We start from the raw sequence: 25,206 nt of genomic DNA on the forward strand, positions 1-25,206 counted from the left end.
TTTGGCGCTGAAGGTTGATCAGGGCCAAGCGCAGTCGCGTGCCCGTTGATGAACCTCCGACAGGTCAAGTTGTTCCGCCGCATGTCAAAAGTTAGCCGAAGGTCAGGCTGATGCGGCAGCCATCGGGCGCGGACCAGTCCAGCATCCGATGTCCCTCGCCAGGCTCGGCGCCCGGCATCTCCAGCCGCGCAAGCAGCCGCTGGTCCCCCAGGCGGCGGTCCAGCGCGACCCCGGTCTCGTCGATCCGCACTTCGGATGAGGCGTCGGCAAGAAAGCCGCGCTGTTTCTCGCGAAGCGACAGAAGCGTCCGCGTCCAGTGCGCCTTGCGGGTGCTTTCGTCGGTCTCGGCCGAGGCTTCGTGCAGCCGTGCAAGGGCCTGCCAGTCCACGGGGCGGCGGTTGTCCGGGTCGGTCAGCGCCAGGAACAGCCCGTCGGTGCCGCGATAGATGTCGGGAAAGCCCGGCATCACGCATTTGAACAGCAGCTGCGCCAGGATCAGCGTGTCGCCCCGCGACAGCAGGCGCGACAGTTCGGGCGGCGCATCGGACCACTGCGCCAGCAGGCCTTCGCCGAAGGCTGCCGCCGCGTCCTCGGCCTTCTGGTCGGGCCGGGTCCAGAAGCTGGTTTCCTTCGCCTCTCGCATGGCCTTCTGCAGATGCGCGCCAAGCCGGTCGGCCGCGTCAGGTGCGCCGTACAGCCCAAGCGCGCATTGCGCGATGTACCAGCGCCAGCGCGGATCGACGCCCTCAGCCTGCGGCAGGTTCTGCGAGGCGTGCCACAGGGCGTGGAAGTCGTCGGGAAGATGGCTGATCGCCACCATCCGCATCCGCGTATCCTCGGACCGCTTCGTGTCGTGAGAGGATGTCAGCACCATGTCGGACGGCCGCGCCCGCGCCATGATAGAATTTGCCTCTGCCTGAGAGATCCCGGGCTCATCAGGTTCGGCGCCGACTTCGTTCGCGGGAAGATAGCGGGTCCAGCGGAAGCCTGCGGTGTCTTCTTGCGACTTGGCCAGCAGCGCACCGGTGACCTGTTGCAGCCGCGTCACGAACGCCTGATCCGCCCGCGAATGCGGATCCCCCCACACATTCGCCAGCAGCCGGACCACCAAGTCAGATCGCAGGCCGCGCGCCGCCTGGTGCGCCACCTCGGCGATCAGCCGGCGATCGTCGTCGCTGGCATTGCCGCCGGCGACATAGGTGCGGTAACGCGGCATCGCGACCAGCAATTCGGTCACGGCCTCGCGCAGCGTCTCGGGGCCCGGCTCGGCCTCGGCCCGGCCGTCCAGCGCCGCGGCCGCGAGCTGCACCAGCTGCAGACGCTCGGCCGCAAGCTCGTGGTCAAGGACCTCTCGCTTCGACTGCGCCAGCACGTCGCGGAACGCTGACATGTCACCCGTCGCGTCCCGCCAGATGCCGTCCAACCGGTGCATTCCTTCGGCCGGTGTCAGCATCCGGGCGATCAGGCGCGCGACCTCATACCCGGTGGTGCCGACGGTGGCCCAATCCTCGGGCAGCGTTTCGTCGCCGACCAGGATCTTCTCGACCCAGACCGGCGTGTCCGGCAGACGGTCGGCCAGGCGGTCCAGGTATGTCGCCGGATCGGCCAAGCCGTCGATGTGATCCACGCGCAACCCCTGCACCTGCCCCGACCGCACGAGATCGAAGATCAGCGCGTGTGTGTCGTCGAAGACGCGCTCATCATCGACCCGCATACCGATCAGGCCGGTGACGTTGAAAAAGCGGCGATGCGTGATGCTGTCGCGTTCCTTCTCGTAATGGACCAGCCGCCAGTGCTGCGCCTGGTGCAGCACGTCCAGATCGTCGGTCGTGGCGCTGCCCGGCGCCATCGGGATTGCCATGTCGCCGACCATCCAAGCGTCGCCCTGGATGCGGAACGCGCCATCCCTCAGCATCTTGCGGAACGGCTCGCCCAGGAAAGGCAGGACCAGCGGACCGGCATGCCAGTCGATGTCGAAATACCGGGCGTATCGGCTGGCATGGCCGTGGCGCATCACATCTGCCAGCCACGGGTTCAGCGGCGTGAAGGCCGTGTGGTTCGGGACGATGTCCAGGATGACGCCCAGCCCCCGTTCCGCCGCGGCCGCGGCCAGCCGGTCGAAGCCCTCTCGCCCGCCGATCGCGGGGTCGATCTCGGTCGGGTCCGTCACGTCGTATCCGTGCGTGGACCCTGGCGTCGCCGTGAAGATCGGCGAAAGATAGAGGTGCGAGACCCCCAGGCCGACGATCTGATCCAGCCGCTGCCGCAACGCATCGAAATCGAACCCCTCCCGCAACTGGATGCGGCAGGTGGCTGTCGGAAACTGCATGCTCATGCGAGGGCCTTCACGGTCAGAGAATACGGCGCGTCGGGACGGCCGAAATGCAGGTTGGGATCTTGTAGCGGCGCGGGGTCCGGCTGGCCCAGGGCCAGCGACAGGGCAAGCCTGCCACCCTCGAACCGCCATTCAGCGTGCAGCAGCTGCGGCTCAGGCCGCGTCACGTCCGACGACAGCAGGCCGCTTTTCAGCAGGGGAACCACGTGGCGCTTGCGGAAGGCCAGCGCGCGGCGGGTCAGGTCCAGCCAGGATTGTGCCGGCCCGTCCTCTCTCCAGCCCAGCTTCGACCTCTGGAAGGTCTTCGTCGACAGGGGGTCGGGAACGGCATCGCCCAAGGCCGCGATCCCGGCGAACTCGGCCGCACGTCCCTTGCGGACGGCCGCGCCCAGATCGCCCGAGAAATCCGCGAAGAACTGGAACGGGTTCGTCTCACCGCGTTCCTCGCCCATGAAGACCATCGGAATATAGGGCGACACCAGCAGCAGGGCGTGCATGACCGCGACCGCCTGGGGGTCGGCCAGCGTCAGCAGTCGGTCGCCATGGGCGCGGTTGCCGACCTGATCGTGCGTCTGCGTCGAATTTACGAAGGTGGTTGGCGACAGGTGCCCCGAGGGCTTGCCGCGCCGCTCCTCGCTGGCGCGCGGCTGGCCTTCCTCGATATGGCCCCGCGACAAGGCCAGCGCCAGATCGCCGATCGGATCGACGGCGAAGTTGGCGTAATAGCTGTCGGATTCACCAGTCAGGGCGACATGGACGGCATGGTGGAAGTCGTCGTTCCAGGTGGCGTCATAGCCCATCTTTTCGCGCAGGTCGGGGATGTTGCGCTCATCCTCGGTGATGAGGTGGCGGCGGGGCGACAGGGCATGGACCGACGTTGCCAGATCGGCCATGAAGCCGTCCGCCCCCGGGCCCGAGATCTGGTGGACCGCGTCCAGCCGCAGCCCGTCCATGCGATACTCCACCAGCCAGTGCTGCGCGCAGGAAACCCAGAAGTCGCGCACCGCATCCTGCGAAAAGTCGATCGAGGCGCCCCAGGGCGTCTGCCGGTCAGGGTTGAAGAAATCGGGCGAGGAATGGTGCAGCCACGCCCCGTCCGGCCCGAAATGGTTCATCACCAGGTCGAGGATGACCATGAGCCCCGCCTGGTGAGCGGCGTCGACCAGCATCTTCAGATCATCGGGCGTGCCATAGGCGGGATGCGGCGCGAAAGGCAGGACGCCGTCATAGCCCCAGCCCCTCTGTCCCGGAAACTGGCCGACAGGCATCAGTTCGACGGCGGTGAACCCCAGGTCCGCCAGATAGCTCATCCGCTTCGCGGCGGCGTTGAACGTGCCCTCCTCGGTGAAGCAGCCGACGTGCAGTTCGTAGATGACGGCTTCGTCCCAAGGGCGGCCCTGCCAGTCGGCCCGCCAGTCGAACCGGTCGGGCGCGGTGACGACCGAGGGGCCATGGACGTCGCCCGCTTGCAGATGGCCTGCGGGATCGGGCATGTCCTGGCCGCCGATGCGGAATAGATAGCTGTCGCCGGGCTCTGCCATGGTCTTCAGCGTCCAGACCCCGCCCTCCTGCCGATCCATCGGTCGCGGCTGGCCGTTCAGGACCAGTTCCACCCGGGATGCCTGCGGTGCCCACAGCCGGAAGGTGCATTCACCGTCACCCTGGACGGTGCCCCAGAAGCCGTGCGTCATCGATCGTATCTCCTGCCATTCCGGGCTCAATGACAAGCGGGCCGCGACCGTTCCACGGGTCATGCAAAAAGCCCCGGCGCGTGCTGCCCGCGGTCAGGCGTCTGACGCGTGACGCGCGCCCACGAAGATCCGTTGGCCGTCGGCGGTGATCACCCAGATGCCGTCGGCGCCCAGCTCGACCAGCACGGCGTCGTCCTCGTCTGTGGCTTCGAAGACGACAAGCAGGTTGCACAGAGTCTTCAGGGTGAACCTGGCGCGGACGACGGGAACACCTTCACCGGGCGGAATTCCGCCGGAGGGCTGATTCATGGGGAGACCTCTTGACACAGGCACGAACTCTGAACCCATGAAGCTTAGCAACTTGGACAGGTCGTCGCTATAGCCCTGCGTCATTTGACGCGGTGATGCGCGACTCTGCTTCCGGTTGTAACCGAGGCGCCCTCGGACTGCAGATGCGTCAGCCGCCCCGACCGAGGGGCCGTGACGGTCGTCTCCATCTTCATCGCCTCGACGACTGCGATGACGTCGCCCGCCTGCACCTCGGCACCATCGGCGGCCTTCCACAACGATAGCGTGCCCGAGACCGGAGCCGACACCTCGTCCGCGCCTGTCTCGGCTTTCTCGGGCTGCGTCGGCGGCGGCGCCGCCAGGATGCCGGGGGGCAGCGCCAGCATGTGGCGCCGGCCGTCGATCTCGATGGGGACGCGCAGAAGCGGCATCTCATCGGGCGGCGTCACGCGCGGTCCGGGCGGAATGGCGGCCGCCAGTCGGGCAGCGAAGTCGGTTTCGATCCAGCGGGTATGGACCGAGAGGCCGTCACGAAACTCGGGCGCGGTCAGCACCAGGCGATGGAATGGAACGGTCGAGGCCACGCCCTCGACCCTGAACTCGGCCAGGGCGCGGACCGCACGGGCCAGCGCCTGCGACCGGTCCGGCGCCCAGACGATCAGCTTGGCCATCATCGAGTCGAACTGGCTGGGCACTGTCCCTCCCTGCGCGACGCCGCTGTCCAGCCGGACCCCGATCCCCTCTGGCGGGCTCCAGACGGTGATCGGCCCCGGCGTCGGCAGGAAGCCCCGGCCGGAATCTTCGGCGTTGATGCGGAATTCGATGGCATGGCCGCGCGGATCGGGCATGCTGTCGTCGATCAGCCGCGCCCCTTGCGCCACCCGGATCTGCGCGCTGACGATATCGATGTCGGTGGTTTCCTCGGTTACCGGATGTTCGACCTGCAGGCGCGTGTTCACCTCCAGAAACGAGATCGTGCCGCTCTCAGACATCAGGAACTCGACCGTGCCGGCACCGCAATAGTTGGCTTGGGCGCAGATGCTGCGGGCCGCGGTGATCAAGCGGTCCTGCTGGTCCGGCGTCAGGAACGGGGCGGGCGCCTCCTCGACCAGCTTCTGGTTGCGCCGTTGCAGCGTACAGTCGCGCGTGCCCAGTACCTTGACGGTGCCGTGCCGGTCGGCCAGCACCTGCACCTCGAGATGGCGGGGACGGTCCAGGAACTGCTCGACATAGCATTCGCCGCGACCAAAGGCGGCCACGGCCTCTCGGACGGCGCTGTCAAAGCGCTCCTCGACCTCGTCCAGGGTCCAGGCGACCTTCATGCCACGGCCCCCGCCGCCGAACGCTGCCTTGATCGCCACGGGAAGCCCGTGGTCGCGGGCGAAGGTTATCGCCTCGGCCGCGCTGGCGACCGGGCCGTCGCTTCCGGCGGCAAGCGGCGCGCCGACGGCGCGGGCGATTTCGCGGGCGCGAATTTTGTCGCCCAAGGCCTCGATGGCCTCTGGATCGGGGCCGATCCAGATCAGGCCCGCGTCTTGGACGGCACGGGCAAAGCCTGCGCTTTCCGACAGGAAGCCATAGCCGGGATGGACGGCGTCGACACCTGCGCGCGCCGCGATGTCCAGGATGCCGTTGGCGTCCAGATAGGTGTCGGCGGGACGCGATCCCTCCAGCGGGAACGCCTCGTCTGCCAGGGCCACGAACGGCGCGTCCCGGTCCGGCTCGGCATAGACGGCGACCGAGGCGATCCCCTCGTCCCGGCAGGCGCGGATGATGCGGACCGCAATCTCACCCCGGTTGGCGATCAGGATCCGAGAGATCGGGCGCAGGGGCGTGTCGTCGAAAATCGTCATGTCAGCCTTCCAGATCAATGGGGGCGAACGGTGCCAGGGCAGTGAACCGCACGCGCGCACCCGGCGGCAGTTGCCCCGCAAGGTCCAGCGCGTCGGGATGCAGGGTGGCGATGACCGGATAGCCCCCGGTCAGCGGGTGGTCGGCCAGAAACAGCACGGGCTGGCCGGAATGCGGCACCTGGATGGCGCCGGCCACGCACCCTTCGGACGGCAGCTCGACCTGGTCCTGCCGTCGAAGGGGCGCACCGGCCAAGCGGATGCCGACCCGCGAAGATTGCGCCGTCACCTGCCAGTCCTGGGACAGGAAGCTGCCGACGGTGTCGTCGTCGAACCAGTCCGTCCGCGGTCCCAATGTCACCGGCAAGGTTACCAGATCGCCCGCCGCCGGCAGGTCGGGGGCAGGTTCTGGATCGGTAACGGCTTGGGCGGGCAGGTCCGCCGGCGCAATGGCGTCACCCGCCGTCAGGGTCGGCGGCCCCACATGCGCCAGCGTGTCGGTCGAGGCTGATCCCAGCACCTGCGGCGCGTCGAACCCGCCCCGCGCCGCCAGATAGCTGCGCATGCCCGCCGCGGGCGCGGAAATGTGGACGGTGTCGCCAGCATCCAGAGCGAATGCCGCGCCGGGTGCGACGGGCCGCCCCCGCACACTTGCCGTCGCGGCGCCGGCCAGGGCCAGCGTCATCGGCTGTTCCGCCAGCAGGGCGACGGGGCCAAGCGTGATCTCGAGCGCGGGCAGACCGGGCGGGTTGCCAACCGCCCGATTGGCGCGGCGCAATGCCCCCCGGTCAAGCGCCCCCGAGGCACTGACCCCCTGCCCCGCCTGCCCCGGACGACCCAGGTCCTGCACCAGGATCGGAAAGGCCGCCTGCGTCACCCGCAGCCCCTGCACCGTCTGCCGCTCAAGCGGCGCGGCGGACGGGCGCTGTATCCGGCCGGTCACGAAACGCACCCGCAGGCCAGGCTGAAGCAGCGCTGGCGGATCGCGATCCAGGTCCCACATCGGCGCATCGGTCCGCCCGATCAGTTGCCAACCGCCGGGCGTCTGCTGCGGATAGATGCCGCAGAACCGGCCGGCCAGCGCGACCGAGCCCGCCTGGATCCGCTGTCGCGGTTCCGCCCGGCGCGGCAGGTCAAAGCGCGGATCGTCGCATGTCATATAGGCAAAGCCCGGCGCAAAGCCGCAGAAGGCGACCTGCCACAAGGCAGCCTGATGCGCCTCGATCACCTCGGCGGTGGACAGGTCCATCAGGCGCGCGACCTCATCAAGGTCCTCGCCGTCATAGGTGACAGGCAGATCGATGGTCCGTGTCGGCCGGTCCCGCGGCCGCGCGGGGGCGGACAGCCGGGCGCGGATCGCCCGTGCCAGCGCCGCATCGGCGGCGACGCCCGGTGCCGTCCGGATCAGAAGCGTGCGGGCGGCCGGCACAACTTCGGCAACCCCTGCCACAGGATCGGCGGCCAGGGCATCGTGTAGCGCCATCGTTGCATTCAGGTCCGGCAACTCGACCAGCAGACAGCGCGGGCTGACCGGCAGATAGCGGATCATAGGGCGAATGCGGCGATCCGAACGCCGGCCGCCGCCAATGCCGCGCGGATTTGCCCGGCCATGGCGACCGCGCCCGGGCTGTCGCCATGCACGCAGATGCTGTCGGCGCCAAGGCGCAGCGGGGTGCCATTTTGCGCCTCGACAACGCCTTCGGTGGCCAGCCGGACCATGCGTGCGGCAATGGCATCATGGTCGTCCAGTACCGCGCCCTGAGCGCTGCGCGGCACAAGGGTGCCGTCAGGGCCATAGGCCCGGTCGGCGAAGGCTTCGGCCACGACGCGCAGCCCGGCGGTTCGGGCGCGGTCCAAGACCGGCGCGCCCGCGAGCCCCATCATCACCAGCCCCGGATCGACCACCAGCACCGCGGCGATCACCGCATCGGCCTGCCGCGCATCATGGGCGATGGTGTTGTAGAGCGCGCCGTGCGGCTTGACATAGCTGACGCGCGTGCCCGCCGCCCGCGCCAGCCCCTGCAGCGCCCCGATCTGATAGATGACGTCGGCCTTCAGATCGTCAGGTGCGACATCCATCGCGCGGCGGCCGAAGCCCACGCGGTCGGGATAGCTGACATGCGCGCCCACAGCCACTCCGCGCCGCGCCGCCTCGCGCAGCGTCGCCAACAGCCCCGCCGGATCGCCGGCGTGAAATCCGCAGGCGATGTTGGCCGAACTGACGATGCCCAGCATCGCCGCGTCGTCGCCCATACGCCAGGCGCCATAGCCTTCGCCCAGGTCGCTGTTCAGGTCAATCGTGGTCACGTGCCCCCCTTTCGCGGCAGGATCGGGGCTTCGCCGGGGGGCGTCAAGGCCCTCAGCCGCGCCGCGCCTCCAGCGCCGTCTTCAGGGCCAGCGCGACCAGCGCGATCAGTGTCAGGGTCGATGCGGCGGCAAAGGCGCCGACGGTGTTCAGGTCGTTGAACAGCAGTTCCACATGCAGGGGCAGCGTGTTCGTCTGGCCACGAACGCTGCCGGACACGACGGAAACGCCGCCGAATTCACCCACCGCCCGGGCGGTGCAGAGGACTGCGCCGTAAAGCAGCGCCCACTTGATGTTGGGCAGCGTCACCCGGCGGAACACCTGCCAGCCCGATGCGCCTAGCGTGACGGCCGCCTGTTCCTGGTCGGTCCCCTGCGCCTGCATCAGCGGCAGCACCTCTCGGGCGACGAAGGGCGCGGTGACAAACATCGTCACCAGAACAATGCCGGGAAGCGCGAAGACCACCTGCAGGTCCATCTCTCGCAGCCACGGCCCCAGCAGCCCCTGCCGGCCATAAAGCAGCAGGTAGCAGATGCCCGCGATGATCGGAGAGATCGAGAACGGAATCTCGATCATCGTGACCAGCGCCCCCCGCCCCGGAAAGCGGTGCTTGGCGATGGCCCAGGCGGCCGCGATGCCGAAGCCGATGTTCAGCGGCACCACGATCACTGCGATCAGACTGGTCAGCCAGATGGCGTGCAGCGTGTCGGGGTCCATGATGTTGGCGGCATAGACCTGCCAGCCCTCGGAAAAGGCGCGCACGAAGATGTAGGCCAGCGGCGCCACCACGATCAGCAGCGTCAGGACGACGGCCAGCCCCACCAGCAGGCGCGCACCGCCGGTTCGGGCGGGACGGCCGGGGTGCGGCGTGGCGTCGGGGGCGATCAGGGGCTGTACGCTCATCTGGTGGCCTCGCGGTGGCGGGCGGCCCAGGATTGCAGGATGTTCGACAGGATCAGCAGCACCAAGGCGAAGGCCAGCAGCACCAGCGCGATGGCGGCCGCGCCGTTGTAGTCGTATTCCTCAAGCCGGATATAGGCCAGTAGGGCCGCGATCTCGGTCTCGAACGGCAGGTTGCCGGCGATGAAGACGATGGCGCCGAATTCGCCTAGCGACCGCGCGAAGGCCGTGGTGCAGCCGGCCAGCCAGGCGGGCAGGATCGCCGGGAAGACCACGCGGGAAAAGATCTGCCAAGGACGCGCGCCAAGCGTCTCGGCCGCCTGCTCCAGCGAGGTGTCCAGATCCTCCAGCACCGGCTGGACGGTGCGGACCACGAAGGGGATCGAGGTGAAGGCCATCGCCAGCGCGATGCCCCAGATCGTATAGACGACCTGCAGCCCGGCCGCGTCCAGCACGGACCCGAACCAGCCGTTCGCGGAAAACAGCGCGGTCAGCGACAGGCCCGCGACCGCCGTGGGCAGCGCAAACGGGATATCCATCAGCGCGTCCAGCAGGCGCTTGCCCGGAAAGTCATAGCGGACAAGCACCCAGGCCATCAAAAGCCCATAGGCGGCGTTGAAGGCGGTGGCGATGGCCCCCGCCGTCAGCGTGATGCGAAAGGCCGCCACCGCCCGGTCGCTGCTGACGATGGCCCAGAAGGCGGCGGGGCCGATCTCGGCCCCCTTCAGGATCAGCGCCGCGATCGGGATCAGGACGATCAGCACCAGATAGAGCAGCGTCGTCCCCAGGCTGAGCGTAAAGCCCGGCAGGACGCGCCTGGCGCGGATGGGGGCGGCCGCAGCGATCATCGGTTCACGAAGACCTGGTCAAGGATGCCGCCGCTGGCCAGGTGATTTTCGCTGACCGCATCCCAACCGCCGAAGACCTCGTCCACGGTGACCAGTTCGACCGGGGCCTGGGCGTCCGCGTATTCGGCTGCAACCGCCTCGTCGGTGACGCGATAGTCGCGCTCGGCTAGGATGCGCTGCGCCTCGGGGGTATAGAGCCATTCCAGATAGGCCTGCGCGACGTCGGTGGTGCCGTTGTCCTCGGCATTCTCGGCCACGACGGCGACCGGAAAGGCGGCGAAGAGGCTCATCGACGGGGTGACGCGCTCGAAGCCTTCGCTAGCGTATTGTTCTGCGATCTGGCCGGTCTCTGCCTCGAAGGTCACCAGCACGTCACCAATACCGCGTTCCGCAAAGGTCTGCGTGGCGGCACGCCCGCCGGTGTCGAATACCGGCACGCCGTCGAAGATCTTGCGCACGAAGTCCTGTGCCGCCGCCTCGTCGCCGTTGTTCTGGGCCAGCGCATAGGCATAGGCCGCCAGATAGGTATAGCGTGCATTGCCGCTGGTCTTGGGGTTGGGGAAGATGGGCGCCACGTCTTCGCGCGCCAGATCGTCCCAATCTTCGATGTTCTTCGGGTTGCCCTCGCGCACAAGGAAGGCCGGCAGCGAATAATAGGGCGAGGCGCCATTCGGGAAGGCGTCGCGCCAGTCCTCGGGCAGCAGGCCGCCATCGGCCAGCACGTCGATGTCGGTTTCCTGATTGAAGGTCACCACGTCAGCCGGCAGCCCTTCCAGGATAGCGCGGGCCTGCTTGGACGATCCGCCATGCGACATGTCGATGGTGATGGTCCGGCCGGTTTCCTCTTGCCAGTGTTCGGCGAAGGCGGGGTTCAGCGCCTCGAACAGCTCGCGCGCGATGTCATAGCTGACGTTCAGAAGCTTGTCCTGCGCGGCGGCGGGACCGGCCAGGGTCAGGGCGATGGCCGAGGCGATCAGGGGCAGTTTCATCGGGCGATTTCCTTTCGCAAGGGCAGGACGGGGGCGGCGTGGTCGCGGCGGCTGTCGGGGAAGACGGCCGCGGCCTCGATCCGCAGGGCGACGGGGGCGCCGCGGGACAGGGCGGGGGCGCCGCGGCGGGGCATCTGGACCTCGACCTCGGTTCCATCGGGCTTGGTGGCCGTCAGGTGCAGTTCGGCGCCGGTGCTGCCCAGGCTGCTGACGGTCCAGCAGGCGGCGGGGTCCGGCACGGCACGGATGTCGGCGGGTCGGGCGAAAATCCGCGCCGGCCCGTCGGGCAGCGCACGGCGCGGCAGCGCGGACAGGTCAAGCCCGGGCCCGGTGGCGCGACCGGCGGCCAGCGTCACCGGCAGTTCGACCGTGGCGCCCATGAAGCGGGCGACGAAGGGGCTGGCGGGGTGGTCATGGATGTCGTCGGCGTGACCGATCTGCTCGATCCGGCCCGCTCCCATCACGACGACCCGGTCGGCCAGCTCGAACGCTTCCTCCTGGTCGTGGGTGACGAAGATGGTGGTCGATCCGGTCGCCTCGTGAACCCCACGCAGCCAGCGGCGCAGGTCGCGGCGGATGGCGGCGTCCAGCGCACCGAAGGGTTCGTCCAACAGAAGCACGCGCGGCTGGATCGCCAGCGCCCGGCCGAGCGCCACGCGCTGGCGCTGGCCGCCAGACAGCTGCGCCGGATAGCGGTCGGCCAGTTGGTCGATCTGCAGGAAAGCCATCAGCTCATCAACTTTGGCCGCGATCTGCGCGCGCGAAGGCCGCTGCCCGCGGGGCATGACCTCAAGGCCGAAGGCGATGTTGTCGCGCACGCTCATGTGCGGGAACAGCGCATAGTGCTGGAAGACGAAGCCGATGCGCCGATCGCGCGCGGCCAGTTGCAGCCAGTCCTGGCCAGCGACCTGCAGCCGCCCCGAGTCCGGCCATTCCAGCCCCGCGATGATCTTCAGGAGCGTCGTCTTCCCCGACCCCGACGGCCCCAGCAACGCCACCAGTTCTCCGTCGGCGACGTCGAGGTCGATACCCTGCAGCACCTCGGTCCGGTCGAACCGCTTGGTCATTCCGCTGATCGTGATCGACATGGCGCGCCCCCTTTGACACGTCGTCAGCTAGCCAGCGCATCGGCACCCGGCAAGCCCCGCCTACCGGCTGGGCAAGCCTGCGCACCGGACCCGCATTCCACGGAAACAGGCGACGCCGCAACGTCGATCAGCCGCTTTGGCGGCGGGGCCGAACGCCGTTCCGCAGGGGGCCCTCCCAGCAAGGCGCATGTTCTTATTTCCGCATTGTCGCACCCGGCACGGCAGCCCTTGCCACCGCCACCCGCTGCCCTAATCTGCCCGCGATGAGCAGCGATCCCATCCCAACCCTGCCGGACGTCTCCGAGCTCCCGCCACGCGCCAGTCGCGGCATCACGCGAAGCGCGGCGGTCGCTGCGATCGTTGCGGCAATGGTGGCGAAGCTGGCGTTCTTCCTGTGGCTCGACCGGCCTTTGGGATGCGACTGCGGGCGCATCTGGGCGGTGCCGTCACAGCCCAGGCTGAACTCTCAGGTAATGCTCGACCCCTATACGCTGCTGCACGTGGTCTTCGGGGCGCTTCTGGCCCTGGGGCTGATGCGGCTGCGGCCGCGCTGGACCGGCTGGACGCTGCTGATGACCATCGTCGTCAGCAGCACCATCTGGGAACTGGCCGAGAACCTGCCCATGATCGTGCAGCTGTTCAATTATGACGCTGGCGATCCGCTGGCATATCACGGGGACAGCCTAGTGAACGCCACGGCGGACACGGTGGCGGCGGTGCTGGGCGCGGGGCTGGCACGGGTCCTGCCGGTTCCGGTGGTCCTACTGGGGGCGCTGGTGGTCGAGCTTTCGCTGTCGCTCTGGATCGGTGACGGCTTCATCATCGCCACGCTGCGCGCGATTCCCGGCCTCAGCTAACGTCGCCAGGCCGCTGTCAGTCGCGGAACGCGCTCTTGCGATGCGGTCCGTCCTCGGTCAACGCCGCCGCGGCCAGCGAGAACAGGCCATAGGCCACCATCCCCCGGCGCAGGCGCGCATCGTCGACCCGTCCGGTCGCGATACAGAAGGCCGCGCCTTGCGCCATGTCGATGGCGCGATGCGTGCTCATCGACAGCGGCCGCGACTGATTGCGATCATAGCGGGTCATCAGGCTGTATCCCGCGACCACGGCGCCCGCTGCCGCCAGGCGGCGGCGCATGAAGGGCCGGGTGCGCGTCAGCAGGGGCGGCAGCAGCACCAGACCCACGGCCGAGGCGGCATCCAGCATGGCATGGCTTCTGGGCGGGATCATCGCGGCCTCCTTCTTTGCGGCCCCCATGGAACGGGGAAGACGGCGCGATGTTCCCGCCGTCAGCGGCCACGCAGGTCCATGGCGCCGATCACCGCCGCCAGGGCGATGTCGTCGAAAGGCTTCGAAAGCAGCCGGGTGCGGTCGTCCAGGGCAAAGCCCGGAACCTCGGAATGTCCGGTGGCGAAGATCAGCGGCAGGCCGGGGTTGTCCTCGCGCGCGATGCGGGCCAGGTCGTTGCCGGGCATGTCCGGAAGCCCGACATCGGTCAGCAGCAGATCGACCGCGCTGCGCGACAACAGCTCCAGCGCCTTGCGCGCGGTCCCGGCCTGCACCACGTTGTGGCCCAGATCCGCCAGCATGTCAGCGACCGAAATGCGGATCAGGACGTCATCCTCGCACAGAAGGATGTTCAGCCCGGCGGCAGGTTCAGATTCGGGGACAGGCGCAGGCTGCGGGGCCTGCATCCGCTTTTCCTCGCGGTTGGCGAATTGCTGGCGGATCTTCCGGGCGAGATCCTCGCGGCCGTAAGGCTTGCTGAGAAGTTCGACCCCCTCGTCCAGCCTCCCCGCATGGACGATCGAGTTCTCGGCATAGCCCGAGGTGAACAGAATCCTGAGCTGGGGCATTCGCGCCTCGGCCAGCTGCGCAAGCTCGGTTGACTTCATCGGCCCCGGCATGACGACGTCGGTGAACAGCAGGTCGACATGGACGCCGCTTTCCAGGATCGCCAGCGCGGCCAGCGCATCGGGCGCCTGAAGGACGTTGTAGCCCAGGTCCCGCAGCGTCTCGACGACGGTTTCGCGCACGCCCTGGTCGTCCTCGGCCACCAGGATGGTTTCGGTCCCGCCGGTGACGGGGCCGGCATCACGGCCCTTGATCTCATCCTCGGGACGCTCGTTCCGCGGCAGATAGAGCGTGATCGTCGTGCCGACGCCGACCCTGCTGTCGATTTTGACATGCCCCCCCGACTGGCGCACAAAACCATAGACCATCGACAGCCCGAGGCCCGACCCCCTGCCCTCGGGCTTGGTCGAGAAGAACGGATCGAAGACCTTGTCGATGATCTCGGGGCGGATGCCGCTGCCGGTATCCGACACCGACAGCATGACATATTCCCCCGAAACGCGACCCGGATGGTCGCCGATCCGGATGCCGTCCAGTTCCGCGTTTTCGCCGCGGATGGTCAGCCTGCCGTGCCCCTGCATCGCGTCGCGGGCGTTGATCGCCAGGTTCAGAAGCGCGTTTTCAAGGTTGCTGCGGTCGATCAGCGTGTTCCAAAGATCGTGCGAAAGCACGGTCTCGACCTGCACGGCCTCGCCGACGGCGTGGCCCAGCATCTCGTCAAGCTCTGGGATCAGGCGCGCCAGGTTGACGACCTTGGGCGCCAGCGGCTGGCGGCGCCCGAAGGCCAGAAGCTGCGAGGCCAGCCGCGATCCGCGGGCCACGCCCTCCATCGCGATCTGGATGCGCCGATGCGCCTTGTCGTCGTTGGCGGGGTTTCCGGACAGCAGCTGCAGGCTGCCGCCGATCACCTGCAGAAGATTGTTGAAGTCATGCGCGATCCCGCCGGTCAGCTGTCCGATCGCCTCCATCTTCTGGGCCTGGCGCAGGGCGGCTTCGCTGCTGGCCAGGGCGGCGGCGGTTTCGCGTTCGGCCGTGATGTCGCGTCCGAAGGCGTAGATCGTGTCGCTGTCCGAGACGATGGTCCATTCGACATGCCGATGTTCACCGTTCTTGGCAACCAGCGTGGCCTGCAGGGGCTCGGCGGGCAAGCCCGATGGCGGCTGCTCCGTCAGGTGGCGCAGGACGGCCAGCACGTCTTCGCGATGGTCGGGATGGACGAAACTCAGTGCGACCCGGCCGGCGGTCTCCTCTGCCGTCCAGCCCAGAAGCTGGGTCCAGGCCGGGTTGACGGCGGCGATGCGGCCTGTCCGGTCGCCGATCATCTGCAGGACGGGCGAGACCGTCCAGATCCGTTCGCGTTCGCGCGCCAGAAGGCGCTCTCGGGTGATGTCGCGGCCGACGGCGTGGATCCGCCCGCCATCTGGCACCGCCGTCCAGTCCAGCAGGCAATAGCTGCCGTCCTTGCAGCGATAGCGGTTTTCGAAGGCCAGCGTCGGCTCTCCTCGCGACAGGCCCTCCAGTTCGGCCACGGTGGGGGCGACGTCGTCGGGATGCAGGAAGCCGGTCAGCGGCTTGCCCAGCAGTTCGTGTTCCGGCCAGCCCAGAAGACGCTCGGCCGAGGGGTTGACTGCGGTGATGACCCCGGCCGTGTCGCAGACCAGCATCAGTTCCTGCGACAGGTTCCACAGGCGGTCACGGTCCTGCATGGTCTGCGCCTCGGCCATCTTCTGGCCGTGGATGTCGGTGTTCGTCCCGATCCAGCGGATGATGTGGCCCTCGTCGTGGCGGATCGGCAGGGCCCGGACAAGGTGCCAGCGGTGTTCGCCATCTTCGCGGCGGATGCGGAATTCGGTCTCGTAATTCCGGCCGGTGGCGACCGCATCGGCCCAGCAGGCGATCGCGGCGGCGCGGTCTTCGGGGTGGATCGCGTCCAGCCAGCCATCTCCTTCCAACTGGCCCAGGCTGCGGCCCGTATAGCCAGTCATCCTGTCGTTGAACCAGTCGGACTGCCCATTGGGCGCCGCGGCCCACACGTGGTTCGGCATCGCCTGGGCAAGGGTGTGGAACTGCGTGTTCTGGTCGCGGATGGCGTTCTGCGCAAGCGTGCGTTCGGTGACGTCGACACCGGTGACGAAGATCCCCGTGACCTTCTGCTGTGCGTCCGTCACCGGCTGGTAGACGAAGTCAAGATAGCGCCGCTGCCCGATATCCGGCCCACCGCCGACGTCATAGACGGCGCCGTCCATCTCCAGCGCCTGGCCGGTGGCAAACACCCGGTCGAGGTGGGCCAGGTATCCTTGGGCGACCGCCTCGGGAAGTGCCTCGGCCATGGTGCGGCCCAACACGTCATGGCCGCCGATGACCTTTCGGAACGCGGGATTCAGCAGCACGAAGCGGTGGTCGGGTCCTTCCAGCATCGCCATCAGCGATGGCGAGTTCTCGTGCATCTGCTGCAGGCGGCGCCGTTCGTCCTGCAGCCGCCGGTCGGCCAGGACGTGGTCGGTCTTTTCGGACACCACGGCCAGCACGCCCAGTGGTTCGCCGTCCTCGCCGATGATGGGGGAAAAGTCCAGGTCCAGCCAAGCCGGCGCCGGTGAAGCGCCGCGGTCGAGCACCAGTTCCTGGTTCCTCAGACACACTGTTTCGCCCCGGCCCAGAACGGTCCTGATGATCCGGTCGTTGAAGTCAGCAACCTCCGGCCAGGCCTCACGGACCGGCATGCCGAACACGGCAGGGTGACGGCTTCCGGCGACACGCGCATAGCTGTCGTTGTAGATCATCACCCCTTCGTCGCCCCAAAGCGTCGTCATGGGCGAGGGAGATCGCAGAATGGTCCCGATCACGGTCGTGACGGCCACCGGCCATCGGTCCATCTCACCCAGTGACGTGGCGGACCAGTCGAAGGACGCGACAAGTCGAGACGCCTCTCCCGGGACGTTCAGAAAGGCTTTGCGGTCGATCCCGTCGTTCATTCCGATCCTTCAATCCGCAGGGGACAATCGCTTGTTGATCCGGTAAAGCGCGACCTATTGCAAGCCGGTCCGGAGGGAATGGCGCGACCGGAAAGGTCGAAGATTGTTGATATTTGTCAAGTCTCACAGCCACCGCCGCCACGAGCCATAGACGCCTGACCGAAAGAATCAACTATACAGGCAGGGTGCGGACGCGCTAGACGGAGGCCGGAATTCGCCGACCGCGGGTGCTGCGCCTGCAGGCCGCCACGACACGTTATTATGGGGATTTGCGATGAAACGCCGTCTTGCCTCTGTCCTTCTGTCCACGGCGCTGGTCGCCACGCCTGCGCTGGCCGCCGATCCCGCCGCGGTCGTATCGCACTATGCCGATATGGCGCAGGCCGAGTATACGGACAGCCTTCAGGCGGCACGCGATCTTCGGGCTGCGGTCGATAGGCTGATCGCCGAGCCGTCCGAGGAGACGCTGGCCGCCGCGCGGCAGGCCTGGCTGGCGGCGCGCGTCCCCTATCAGCAGACCGAGGTGTTCCGCTTCGGCAACCCGGTGGTCGATGACTGGGAAGGTCGAGTGAATGCCTGGCCGCTGGACGAGGGGCTGATCGACTATGTCGCCGACGGCTCGGCCCAAAACGAGGAGAACGACCTGGCGGGCCTGAACGTCATCGCCACGCCGCGCTTCACCCTGTCCGGCACCGACATCGACGCAACACGTATCACCCCCGAGCTCATCTCGGAGACCCTGCACGAGGCCGACGGCGTCGAGGCGAACGTCGCCTCTGGCTATCACGCCATCGAGTTCCTGCTGTGGGGCCAGGACCTGAACGGAACGGGTCCCGGCGCGGGTCAGCGGCCCCATACCGATTTCGTGCAGGGCGAGGGCTGCACCGGCGGGAACTGCGACCGCCGCGCCGCCTATCTGAAGGCTGCGACCGACCTGCTGGTCAGCGACCTCGAGGAGATGGTCGCGGCTTGGTCCGAGGGTGGCGAGGGACGCGAGGCCGTGACCGCCGATCCCCAGGCGGGCCTTCTGGCGATGCTGACCGGGATGGGCAGCCTGTCCTATGGCGAGCAGGCTGGCGAGCGCATGAAGCTGGGCCTGATGCTGAACGACCCCGAGGAAGAGCATGACTGCTTTTCCGACAACACCCCCAACAGCCACTATTACGACGGCTTGGGCATCCGGAACGTCTACCTGGGCACCTATGCCCGCACCGACGGGACCAAGCTGACCGGCCCCTCGCTGGCTGACCTTGTGGCGGAGAAGGACCCCGAGGTCGACCGGCAGCTGCGCGCGGAACTGGATGCCTCGGTCAGCAAGCTGATGGAGATCAAGACCGCCGCCGAGGGGGGCATGGCATACGACCAGATGCTTCAGGCCGGCAATGCCGAGGGCGAAGCCCTGATCATGGGCGCCGTGGATGCGCTGGTGACGCAGACGGCCTCGATCGAGCGGGCGGTGGGGGTCCTGGGCCTCTCCGGTCTGGCGGTTGCGGGGTCTGACAGCCTCGACAACCCGACGGCGGTGTTCCAGTAAGGGCGCCATGACGACGGCGCGGTGGTTTTCCGGAAGAACGACACTGGCGCTGGCGCTGCTGGCGCTGCTGGCCGCGCCTGCCCTGGGCCAGAGCCTGGACGACCGACACCTGGACGTGATCCCCCGCACGCCCGAGGAGACCGAACGGATCAGGGCGATCCTGGCGCCACCCACGGACTTCGACCAGGCCGAGCCGTTCGAGGCCAATCCGGGCGGCGCCGCCACCACCCGCGCGCGCGACAGCGCCGACGCCTTCAGCCAGGCCTCGGCCAACATGCCCTTCGCGCGAGAGATGGACTTCAAGCTGGGCAACGCGCTTTTCCGCAAGACTTGGGTTGCCTCGCCGTCGTCGACCTTGGCCTCGGACGGGCTGGGGCCGATCTACAACGCGCGGGGTTGCCAGGATTGCCACCTGAAGGATGGGCGCGGACATGTGCCGGCGGGGCCAGACGATACGCGCGTGTCGATGTTCCTGCGGCTGTCGGTGCCCGGCGGCGACGCCCCCGACGGTATCGAGGAATGGCTGCCGACCAGCCCCGACCCGACCTATGGCGGCCAGCTGCAGGACTTCGCGACCTTCGGCCTGAAGGCCGAGGGCAAGCTGGAAGTGAGCTATGACGAACGTCCCGTGACGCTCTTGGACGGGTCGGCCGTGTCGCTGAGGGTGCCGCGTTACGACATCAGCAACCTTGCGGACGGGCCGCTGGCGGCGGACGCGATGCTGTCGCCGCGCATCGCGCCTCAGATGATCGGGCTGGGCCTGCTCGAGGCGATCCCGGTGGCCGAGATCCTGGCGAGGGCCGACCCCGATGATGCCGACGGCGACGGCATCTCGGGCCGGGCGCAGATCGTGATGTCCACGCACCACGGTGTGCCCATGTTGGGGCGCTTCGGCCTGAAGGCGGGCAACCCGACGGTTCTCGACCAGTCGGCCGAGGCTTTTGCTGGCGACATGGGCCTGTCGAACCCGCTGCGTCCGCACCCGCATGGCGACTGCACGGCCGCGCAGGCCGCCTGCCTGGCCGCGCCCGTGGGCCAGGAACCCGGCATCCGCGACGGGCTTGAGGTCGATGGCCCGAGCCTGGACCTTGTCGCCTTCTATGCCCGCAACTTGGCCGTGCCCGAACGGAGCGGCGTCGATGATCCGCAGGTGCTGCGGGGCAAGGCGGTGTTTCACGAACTTGGCTGCGCCGACTGCCACACACCGAAGCACGTCACCCACCGCCTGCAGGACCAGCCCGAACAGAGCTTCCAGCTGATCTGGCCCTATACCGACCTTCTGCTGCACGACATGGGCGAAGACCTGGCCGACAACCGCCCCGAGGGGCGGGCCACGGGGCGCGAATGGCGCACGCCGCCGCTGTGGGGGATTGGCCACACCAAGGCCGTCAGCGGTCATACCGAATTCCTGCATGACGGCCGCGCCCGCAACCTGCTTGAGGCGCTGCTGTGGCATGGCGGAGAGGCCGCGCCCGCCCGCGACGGCGTCATCGCCCTATCTGCCACCGACCGCGACGCCCTGCTGGCCTTTCTGGAGAGCCTTTGATGTTCCGACCCCTGTTCCTGATCGCCTCGCTGGCCGCCTCGGCGGCGATGGCCGATGTCGCCGAGGTCGTGGGCGACCACATCCTGCCGCGCCACCAAGCCTTCGCGCAGGCGGCAGAGGACTTGGCCGACGCGGCCGAGGAAAGCTGCGACCCACGGGAACTGGCCCCTGCGTTCCAGTCCGCCTATGATGGCTGGATGGGCATCCAGCACATCCGCGTCGGCCCGGTGGAGGAAGAGGGGCGCGGGCTGGCGATCTCGTTCTGGCCGGACCCCAAGGCGATGGGCGAACGGGCGCAGCGCGACCTGCTGCAGGGCGATGCCTCGCGGCTTCAGCCCGACAGCTTCGCCCAGCAGTCGGTCGCGGCACGGGGCTTGACCGGGTTGGAGCGGCTTCTCTATCCGACGCAGCCCTGGCCCTCCGACACCTGCCCGTTGATCCGCGCCACCGCCAGTGATCTTGCCCGGCTGGCGGACGAGCTGCGCAATGGCTGGGCCGACGGTTTCGGCCCGCTGCTTCTCTCCGCGGGAGAGACCGGGAACACCCGCTTCCTGTCGCAGGCCGAAGCGCGCCAGCTGCTGTTCACGCAGGTCGTGACGGGGCTTGAATACATCAAGGACCAACGCCTGGGGCGCCCACTGGGCAGCTTCGACCGGCCGCGCCCCGAACGGGCCGAGGCCATTGCTTCGGGGCGCAGCCTGCGCAACGTGGCGCTGTCGCTGCAGGCGATCCGAGAGATGGTCGCCGCCCTGTCAGGCGATGCGACCCGGACGCTGGCTGAGCTTGACCGGGCGATCGAACTGGCCGAGGCCTTGGCCGACCCGGTGCTGGCCGGAACGGCGACCCCGCAGGGACGCCTGAAGGTCGAGATCCTGCAGCAGGCGGTCGATGCCGCCCGGCAAGAGGCCCTGGCCGAGCTTGGCCCGGCACTTGGCGTTACGACGGGCTTCAATGCGATGGACGGCGACTGATGGCGACGCGGCGCAGTTTTCTGGCGGGCCTGGCCGCCCTGACGCTTCCGATGCCCAGCTGGGCGGATGTCGGCGCGCCGGCCTGCCTGGCGGCCGGAAAGCAGGGTGAGCGTTTCGTGCTTCACGGGCTGTCGGCGGCGGGGCAGAGCCTGTTCGCGATCGATCTGCCCGGTCGCGGTCATGCGGCGGCAGCGCATCCACAACGCCCGCTGGCCGTTGCCTTTGCGCGGCGGCCGGGGACCTTCGCCTTGGTGCTCGACTGCCTGGACGGTTCGGTCAGGCACCGGCTGTCGCCGTCCGAAGGCCGCCAGTTCAACGGTCACGGCGTCTTTTCCGCCGACGGCCGGACGCTGTTCACGTCCGAGGTGGTCGCCGAAGGCTCGGCCGGTCGCATCGGGATCTGGGACACCGATGGCTTTCGCCGTATCGGCGAATGGGCCTCTGGCGGCATCGGTCCGCATGACCTCAAGCGGCGGGACGACGGCTCGCTGATCGTGGCGAATGGGGGCATCGCCACCGACCCGACAGACCGAAGCAAGCTGAACATCGACAGCATGCGCCCGAACCTGACCCATCTGACGGCCGACGGGCACATCGCCCAGTTGGCCGAGCTGCCGCCTGAGCTGTCACGAAACTCGATCAGGCACCTGGCCCTTGGCCGCGACGGACGCGTCGCCTTTGCCATGCAGTGGGAAGGTGATCCAGCCGAGGTCGTTCCCCTGCTGGGCCTGTGGCAGCCGGGCCAAGCGCCCGTGCTCTGCCCGCCCCGCCCCGCCGAGGCGATGCGGATGCGCGGCTATGCCGGATCGATTGCGATGGCGGCGAACGGCTTGATCGCCATCACCTCGCCCCGCGGCGGCGTGGTCATGATCCACGACGCCGACGGGGCGCATCTGGCGACCCATGCACGCGCCGATATCTGCGGAGCGGCGCCCGACGGGGACGGCTTCCTGCTGACCGACGGAAGCGGCGTGATGTGGTCGGGCGATCAGACGGGCCTTCGGCTGCTGTCGAAGGATGGTCCCGCTTGGGACAACCATCTGGTCGCGTTGGCCTGAACCCGGCTTGGCCCCACTCGCGGATTCAGCGGCTAGCTGTCCGACTTGTGCTGGGGCTTGCCCTTGCGCTTGGTCGCGGCCATGTCGTGCAGTTCTTTCTCGGACATGGACTTTTCCATGCTTTTCGATGCGCCCTGAAGGTCGCTCTTCTTCATGTCGCCGCGCTTGGCGGCCAACGCGGCCCCCGCGGCCTTCTGCTGTGCCTTAGACTTTGCCGGCATGACGCATCCTCCTTTCGCGACAGGTTCCGGCCGCGATCGCGGCTGACCGAGGCAACGATCCCACGCCCACTCCAGTTCCGGAACGCAGGGCAGTTGTTCCTGGCCCTGCCCAAGCGCCCGCGGTAACGGACCCGAAAGAAGTTTCTGCTAACTCCGGCGACAACATACGCTTGGAGAATGAATATGCAGATCGGGTCCATATCCATCCGGACAAAGCTTGCGCTCGCGTCGGCGGCGCTGACAAGCTGTGCGGTCATCGTCGTCAGCGCGCTGACCCTCTCACTCATGGGCCGCGCTTCGCTTGAGGAAGCCGAGGCGCGGGCGCGGGCTTACCTCAGGGAATACAACGTCACCGTCGAGCAGGAGGTCAACGGCATCCTCGGCATCGTCGACGCCGGCGTCGCAGCGGTCGAGGGTGCCTTGGCCGCCGGCAGCGACCGCACCGTCCTGGCGCAGATCGCCCAGAAGGTGCTGATGACGGACGACAGGCTTCTTGGCGTCACCTTGGCCCTGGAACCCAGTGGTGCCGGCAGCGACCGCGACTGGATCGGCCAGCCTTTTTCTGATCCGCGGGGGCGTTTTTCGCCCTGGTACTATCGCGACGCTGACGGGACCGTCGCAGTTGACGTTCTGGACATGACGCGGCCGGCGGACAAGCTTCAGTGGTACCTGCGGCCGCTGGAAGAAGGCAGCTCGACCATCACGCCGCCCTATTCCTATACCACTGGTGGCAAGGATGTGGTGTTGATCACGCTGAGCAGCGTGATCCGGAACAACGGCCGGCAGATCGGCGTCATGACCGGCGACATGCAGATCGAAGGCATCGCGGACAGGATTGCGAAGCTGCGGCCCTTCGGCAACGGCCAGATCGGGCTGGTCAGCGATGCCGGAACCTGGATCGCGCATTCCGATCCGGCCCGGCTTGGTCAGACGCTGTCGCAGGATGAACAGGGTTGGATGGCCGGCGATGACGCGCCGCGTCACGTCTCGATCGGCGGCAACGAGATGCTTATGATGACTAGCAACGTGGACTTCGACGGCGTTGACGGCGCCTGGACGCTGGTGATGACGGTGCCCCGGGCAACCGTGATGGCGCATGTCACGGCGACGCGGAACATGACGATCATGCTGGCCGCCGCGGTGCTGGCGGCAGCGCTGGTCCTGCTGTGGCTGGGCGCCAAGGCCGTTTCGCGCCCGATCGAGGCGATGACCGCGGCCATGAAGCGGCTGGCGGACGGTAAACTTGACACCCCGATCCCCCATGCGAACCGTGGCGATGAGATTGGCGCGATGGCCTCGGCCGTGGCGGTGTTCCGCGACAACACCGCCGAGGCGCGGCGGCTCGAAGCGGCAGCGGCCGCCAGCCAGGCTCAGGCGGCGGCCGCCGCACAGGCCGAAGCGGAAAGCCAGACCCATGTCGTCAGCAAGATCGGCGACGGGCTGGAGCGGCTGGCTGCAGGCGACATGACCCATCACATTCCCAGCCCGGAACACGATCCCTTCCCCGCAGCCTATGATTCGCTGCGCCAGTCCTTCAACAGCGTGGCGGCAAGGCTGTCCGGCACGATCCAGCGGATCGCCGGCGTCGCCGAGCAGGTTCGCGGCAGCGCGGATGAGATCAGCAATGCCGCCGGCGATATCTCCAGCCGGGCCGAAACCCAAGCTGCAACACTGGAGCAATCCGCCGCCGCCCTGAACGAGATGAACGAGAGCCTTCGCCAGACCGCCGAACGCGCCCGCGAAGCCGAGGAGGCCAGCAGCCAAAATCGCAGCATCGCCCAGGACAGCGCCACCGTCGTCCGCGATGCCGTCGATGCGATGAAGCGGATCGAGCGCTCGTCCGAGCAGATTTCCCGGATCATCGACGTCATTGACGACATTGCCTTCCAGACCAACCTTCTGGCGCTGAACGCCGGGGTCGAGGCCGCGCGGGCCGGGGATGCAGGTCGCGGCTTCGCGGTCGTCGCCTCCGAAGTCCGGGGCCTCGCGCAGCGCGCGGCGGAGTCCGCGCGCGAAGTGCGGACGCTTATTTCTGAAAGCGCCGAGCAGGTCAGGACGGGGTCGACCCTGGTCGGTCGGACCGGCCAGAGCCTGGACCAGATCCTGCAGAAGGCCGCCTCGGTCTCGGAGCAGATCGCCGGGATCTCTGTCGCCGTCAGCGAACAGTCGATCGGGCTTTCCGAGATCAACACTGGTGTCAATCAGCTTGACCAGGTCACCCAGCAGAATGCCGCAGTGGCCGAAGAGGCGACGGCCTCTTCGATCTCTTTGCGACAGCAGGCCGAGGAACTGTCGCGCGAGATCCGGACCTTCAAGTTCGCCGGCGCGCCGGACCGGCACATACCGGCGCCGCAGCCCAAGGCGATGGCCGCCGACGACCTCGCCCCCCGGCCCAGGCAGGCGCGGGCCGGATCATCGGTCGCCCGTCCCCGTCTGGTCGAGTTTTGATCGGGTTTTGACAACTGAGTCGGACGGCTGATGGGCCGTCCGGCATCGACTTCAGCGAGCGCAGCTTGAGGCAAGCGCCTTCCGACGACGCTGTTAAGCGGATCAATGCTCGCCGCCTGCGGATTTACGCGATTTGGCCACGCCGAACCGCTAGAGGAAGCACAATAGTTCTCGGTCCGTCTCTAGATGTTCAGTCCCGGCATCTGGTGGATCGGGTTTAGGATGAATCTGTGGGGCTCGGATGTCCAGATCTTGCAGATGAATTTGTAAGGCGTGAGGGCCAGCCATGGTCCGCCATCGGTCCAAGG

At 68.0% G+C, this 25,206-nt stretch carries 19 protein-coding genes; 6 read left to right on the plus strand and 13 right to left on the minus strand.

Going from position 1 to position 25,206, the window contains the following annotated elements; all coding sequences use genetic code 11:
• Window positions 1-91: 91 nt before the first annotated feature.
• The 10 genes from treY to OC184_RS12405 all read right to left on the minus strand — a co-directional run bounded on the left by treY (window position 92) and on the right by OC184_RS12405 (window position 12,294).
• On the minus strand, window positions 92-2,335 hold the full coding sequence (gene treY, locus OC184_RS12360) for a malto-oligosyltrehalose synthase (RefSeq protein WP_265507491.1): 2,244 nt from the start codon (window positions 2,333-2,335) through the stop codon (window positions 92-94).
• Complete coding sequence (gene treZ, locus OC184_RS12365) at window positions 2,332-4,026, minus strand: malto-oligosyltrehalose trehalohydrolase (RefSeq protein ID WP_265507492.1); 1,695 nt, start codon at window positions 4,024-4,026, stop codon at window positions 2,332-2,334. Before treZ ends, treY begins: the two co-directional genes overlap by 4 nt.
• 93 nt (window positions 4,027-4,119) lie before the next feature.
• Window positions 4,120-4,335 (minus strand): hypothetical protein, encoded by a 216-nt coding sequence (locus tag OC184_RS12370; RefSeq protein ID WP_265507493.1) that lies wholly within the window; start codon window positions 4,333-4,335, stop codon window positions 4,120-4,122.
• 80 nt (window positions 4,336-4,415) lie between these two features.
• The gene (locus tag OC184_RS12375) at window positions 4,416-6,167 is read right to left on the minus strand and encodes an acetyl/propionyl/methylcrotonyl-CoA carboxylase subunit alpha (protein ID WP_265507494.1); all 1,752 of its coding nucleotides are present in this window, start codon (window positions 6,165-6,167) and stop codon (window positions 4,416-4,418) included.
• Window position 6,168: 1 nt separating this feature from the next.
• Window positions 6,169-7,713, minus strand: coding sequence for a 5-oxoprolinase subunit B/C family protein (locus OC184_RS12380; protein ID WP_265507495.1), 1,545 nt, complete (start codon window positions 7,711-7,713; stop codon window positions 6,169-6,171).
• Entirely contained in the window at window positions 7,710-8,471 is a 762-nt protein-coding gene (locus OC184_RS12385; RefSeq protein ID WP_265507496.1) for a LamB/YcsF family protein, read from the minus strand. The genes OC184_RS12380 and OC184_RS12385 overlap by 4 nt, the downstream gene beginning before the upstream one ends.
• A 52-nt stretch (window positions 8,472-8,523) precedes the next feature.
• A complete protein-coding gene (cysW, locus tag OC184_RS12390) occupies window positions 8,524-9,372 on the minus strand; it encodes a sulfate ABC transporter permease subunit CysW (protein WP_265507497.1) in 849 nt (282 codons plus the stop codon).
• On the minus strand, window positions 9,369-10,217 hold the full coding sequence (cysT, locus tag OC184_RS12395) for a sulfate ABC transporter permease subunit CysT (RefSeq protein WP_265507498.1): 849 nt from the start codon (window positions 10,215-10,217) through the stop codon (window positions 9,369-9,371). The genes cysW and cysT overlap by 4 nt, the downstream gene beginning before the upstream one ends.
• Entirely contained in the window at window positions 10,214-11,206 is a 993-nt protein-coding gene (locus OC184_RS12400; RefSeq protein ID WP_265507499.1) for a sulfate ABC transporter substrate-binding protein, read from the minus strand. Before OC184_RS12400 ends, cysT begins: the two co-directional genes overlap by 4 nt.
• Window positions 11,203-12,294 (minus strand): sulfate/molybdate ABC transporter ATP-binding protein, encoded by a 1,092-nt coding sequence (locus OC184_RS12405; protein ID WP_265507500.1) that lies wholly within the window; start codon window positions 12,292-12,294, stop codon window positions 11,203-11,205. Before OC184_RS12405 ends, OC184_RS12400 begins: the two co-directional genes overlap by 4 nt.
• Before the next feature lie 263 nt (window positions 12,295-12,557).
• Here OC184_RS12405 and OC184_RS12410 point away from each other — a divergent pair, with 263 nt between their 5' ends.
• The gene (locus OC184_RS12410) at window positions 12,558-13,151 is read left to right on the plus strand and encodes a DUF2585 family protein (RefSeq protein ID WP_265507501.1); all 594 of its coding nucleotides are present in this window, start codon (window positions 12,558-12,560) and stop codon (window positions 13,149-13,151) included.
• A gap of 16 nt (window positions 13,152-13,167) precedes the next feature.
• Here the strand turns inward: OC184_RS12410 and OC184_RS12415 are convergent, their stop codons facing one another.
• The gene (locus tag OC184_RS12415; RefSeq protein ID WP_265507502.1) at window positions 13,168-13,524 is read right to left on the minus strand and encodes a hypothetical protein; all 357 of its coding nucleotides are present in this window, start codon (window positions 13,522-13,524) and stop codon (window positions 13,168-13,170) included.
• A gap of 59 nt (window positions 13,525-13,583) precedes the next feature.
• The gene (locus OC184_RS12420; RefSeq protein WP_265507503.1) at window positions 13,584-17,120 is read right to left on the minus strand and encodes a hybrid sensor histidine kinase/response regulator; all 3,537 of its coding nucleotides are present in this window, start codon (window positions 17,118-17,120) and stop codon (window positions 13,584-13,586) included.
• 274 nt (window positions 17,121-17,394) lie between these two features.
• On the opposite strand from OC184_RS12420, the gene OC184_RS12425 reads away from it, so the two are divergent.
• Genes OC184_RS12425 through OC184_RS12440 form a run of 4 tightly spaced genes read left to right on the plus strand, consistent with a single transcriptional unit; the run spans window position 17,395 to window position 22,229 of the window.
• The gene (locus tag OC184_RS12425) at window positions 17,395-18,654 is read left to right on the plus strand and encodes an imelysin family protein (RefSeq protein ID WP_265507504.1); all 1,260 of its coding nucleotides are present in this window, start codon (window positions 17,395-17,397) and stop codon (window positions 18,652-18,654) included.
• A 7-nt stretch (window positions 18,655-18,661) separates the two neighbouring features.
• Window positions 18,662-20,200 carry a di-heme oxidoreductase family protein gene (locus OC184_RS12430; protein ID WP_265507505.1) on the plus strand — a complete coding sequence of 513 codons (1,539 nt, stop codon included), beginning with the start codon at window positions 18,662-18,664 and terminating at the stop codon, window positions 20,198-20,200.
• Window positions 20,200-21,171: an imelysin family protein gene (locus OC184_RS12435; protein ID WP_265507506.1), complete on the plus strand. Its 972-nt coding sequence runs from the start codon at window positions 20,200-20,202 to the stop codon at window positions 21,169-21,171. The genes OC184_RS12430 and OC184_RS12435 overlap by 1 nt, the downstream gene beginning before the upstream one ends.
• Window positions 21,171-22,229, plus strand: coding sequence for a DUF1513 domain-containing protein (locus OC184_RS12440; RefSeq protein ID WP_265507507.1), 1,059 nt, complete (start codon window positions 21,171-21,173; stop codon window positions 22,227-22,229). The genes OC184_RS12435 and OC184_RS12440 overlap by 1 nt, the downstream gene beginning before the upstream one ends.
• Before the next feature lie 32 nt (window positions 22,230-22,261).
• Here the strand turns inward: OC184_RS12440 and OC184_RS12445 are convergent, their stop codons facing one another.
• Window positions 22,262-22,450 carry a DUF3008 family protein gene (locus OC184_RS12445; RefSeq protein ID WP_265507508.1) on the minus strand — a complete coding sequence of 63 codons (189 nt, stop codon included), beginning with the start codon at window positions 22,448-22,450 and terminating at the stop codon, window positions 22,262-22,264.
• 183 nt (window positions 22,451-22,633) lie between these two features.
• On the opposite strand from OC184_RS12445, the gene OC184_RS12450 reads away from it, so the two are divergent.
• Window positions 22,634-24,898, plus strand: coding sequence for a methyl-accepting chemotaxis protein (locus OC184_RS12450; RefSeq protein WP_265507509.1), 2,265 nt, complete (start codon window positions 22,634-22,636; stop codon window positions 24,896-24,898).
• Window positions 24,899-25,206 lie beyond the last annotated feature (308 nt).

This window comes from Paracoccus rhizosphaerae, from assembly GCF_026162645.1.
GTDB lineage: Bacteria > Pseudomonadota > Alphaproteobacteria > Rhodobacterales > Rhodobacteraceae > Paracoccus > Paracoccus rhizosphaerae.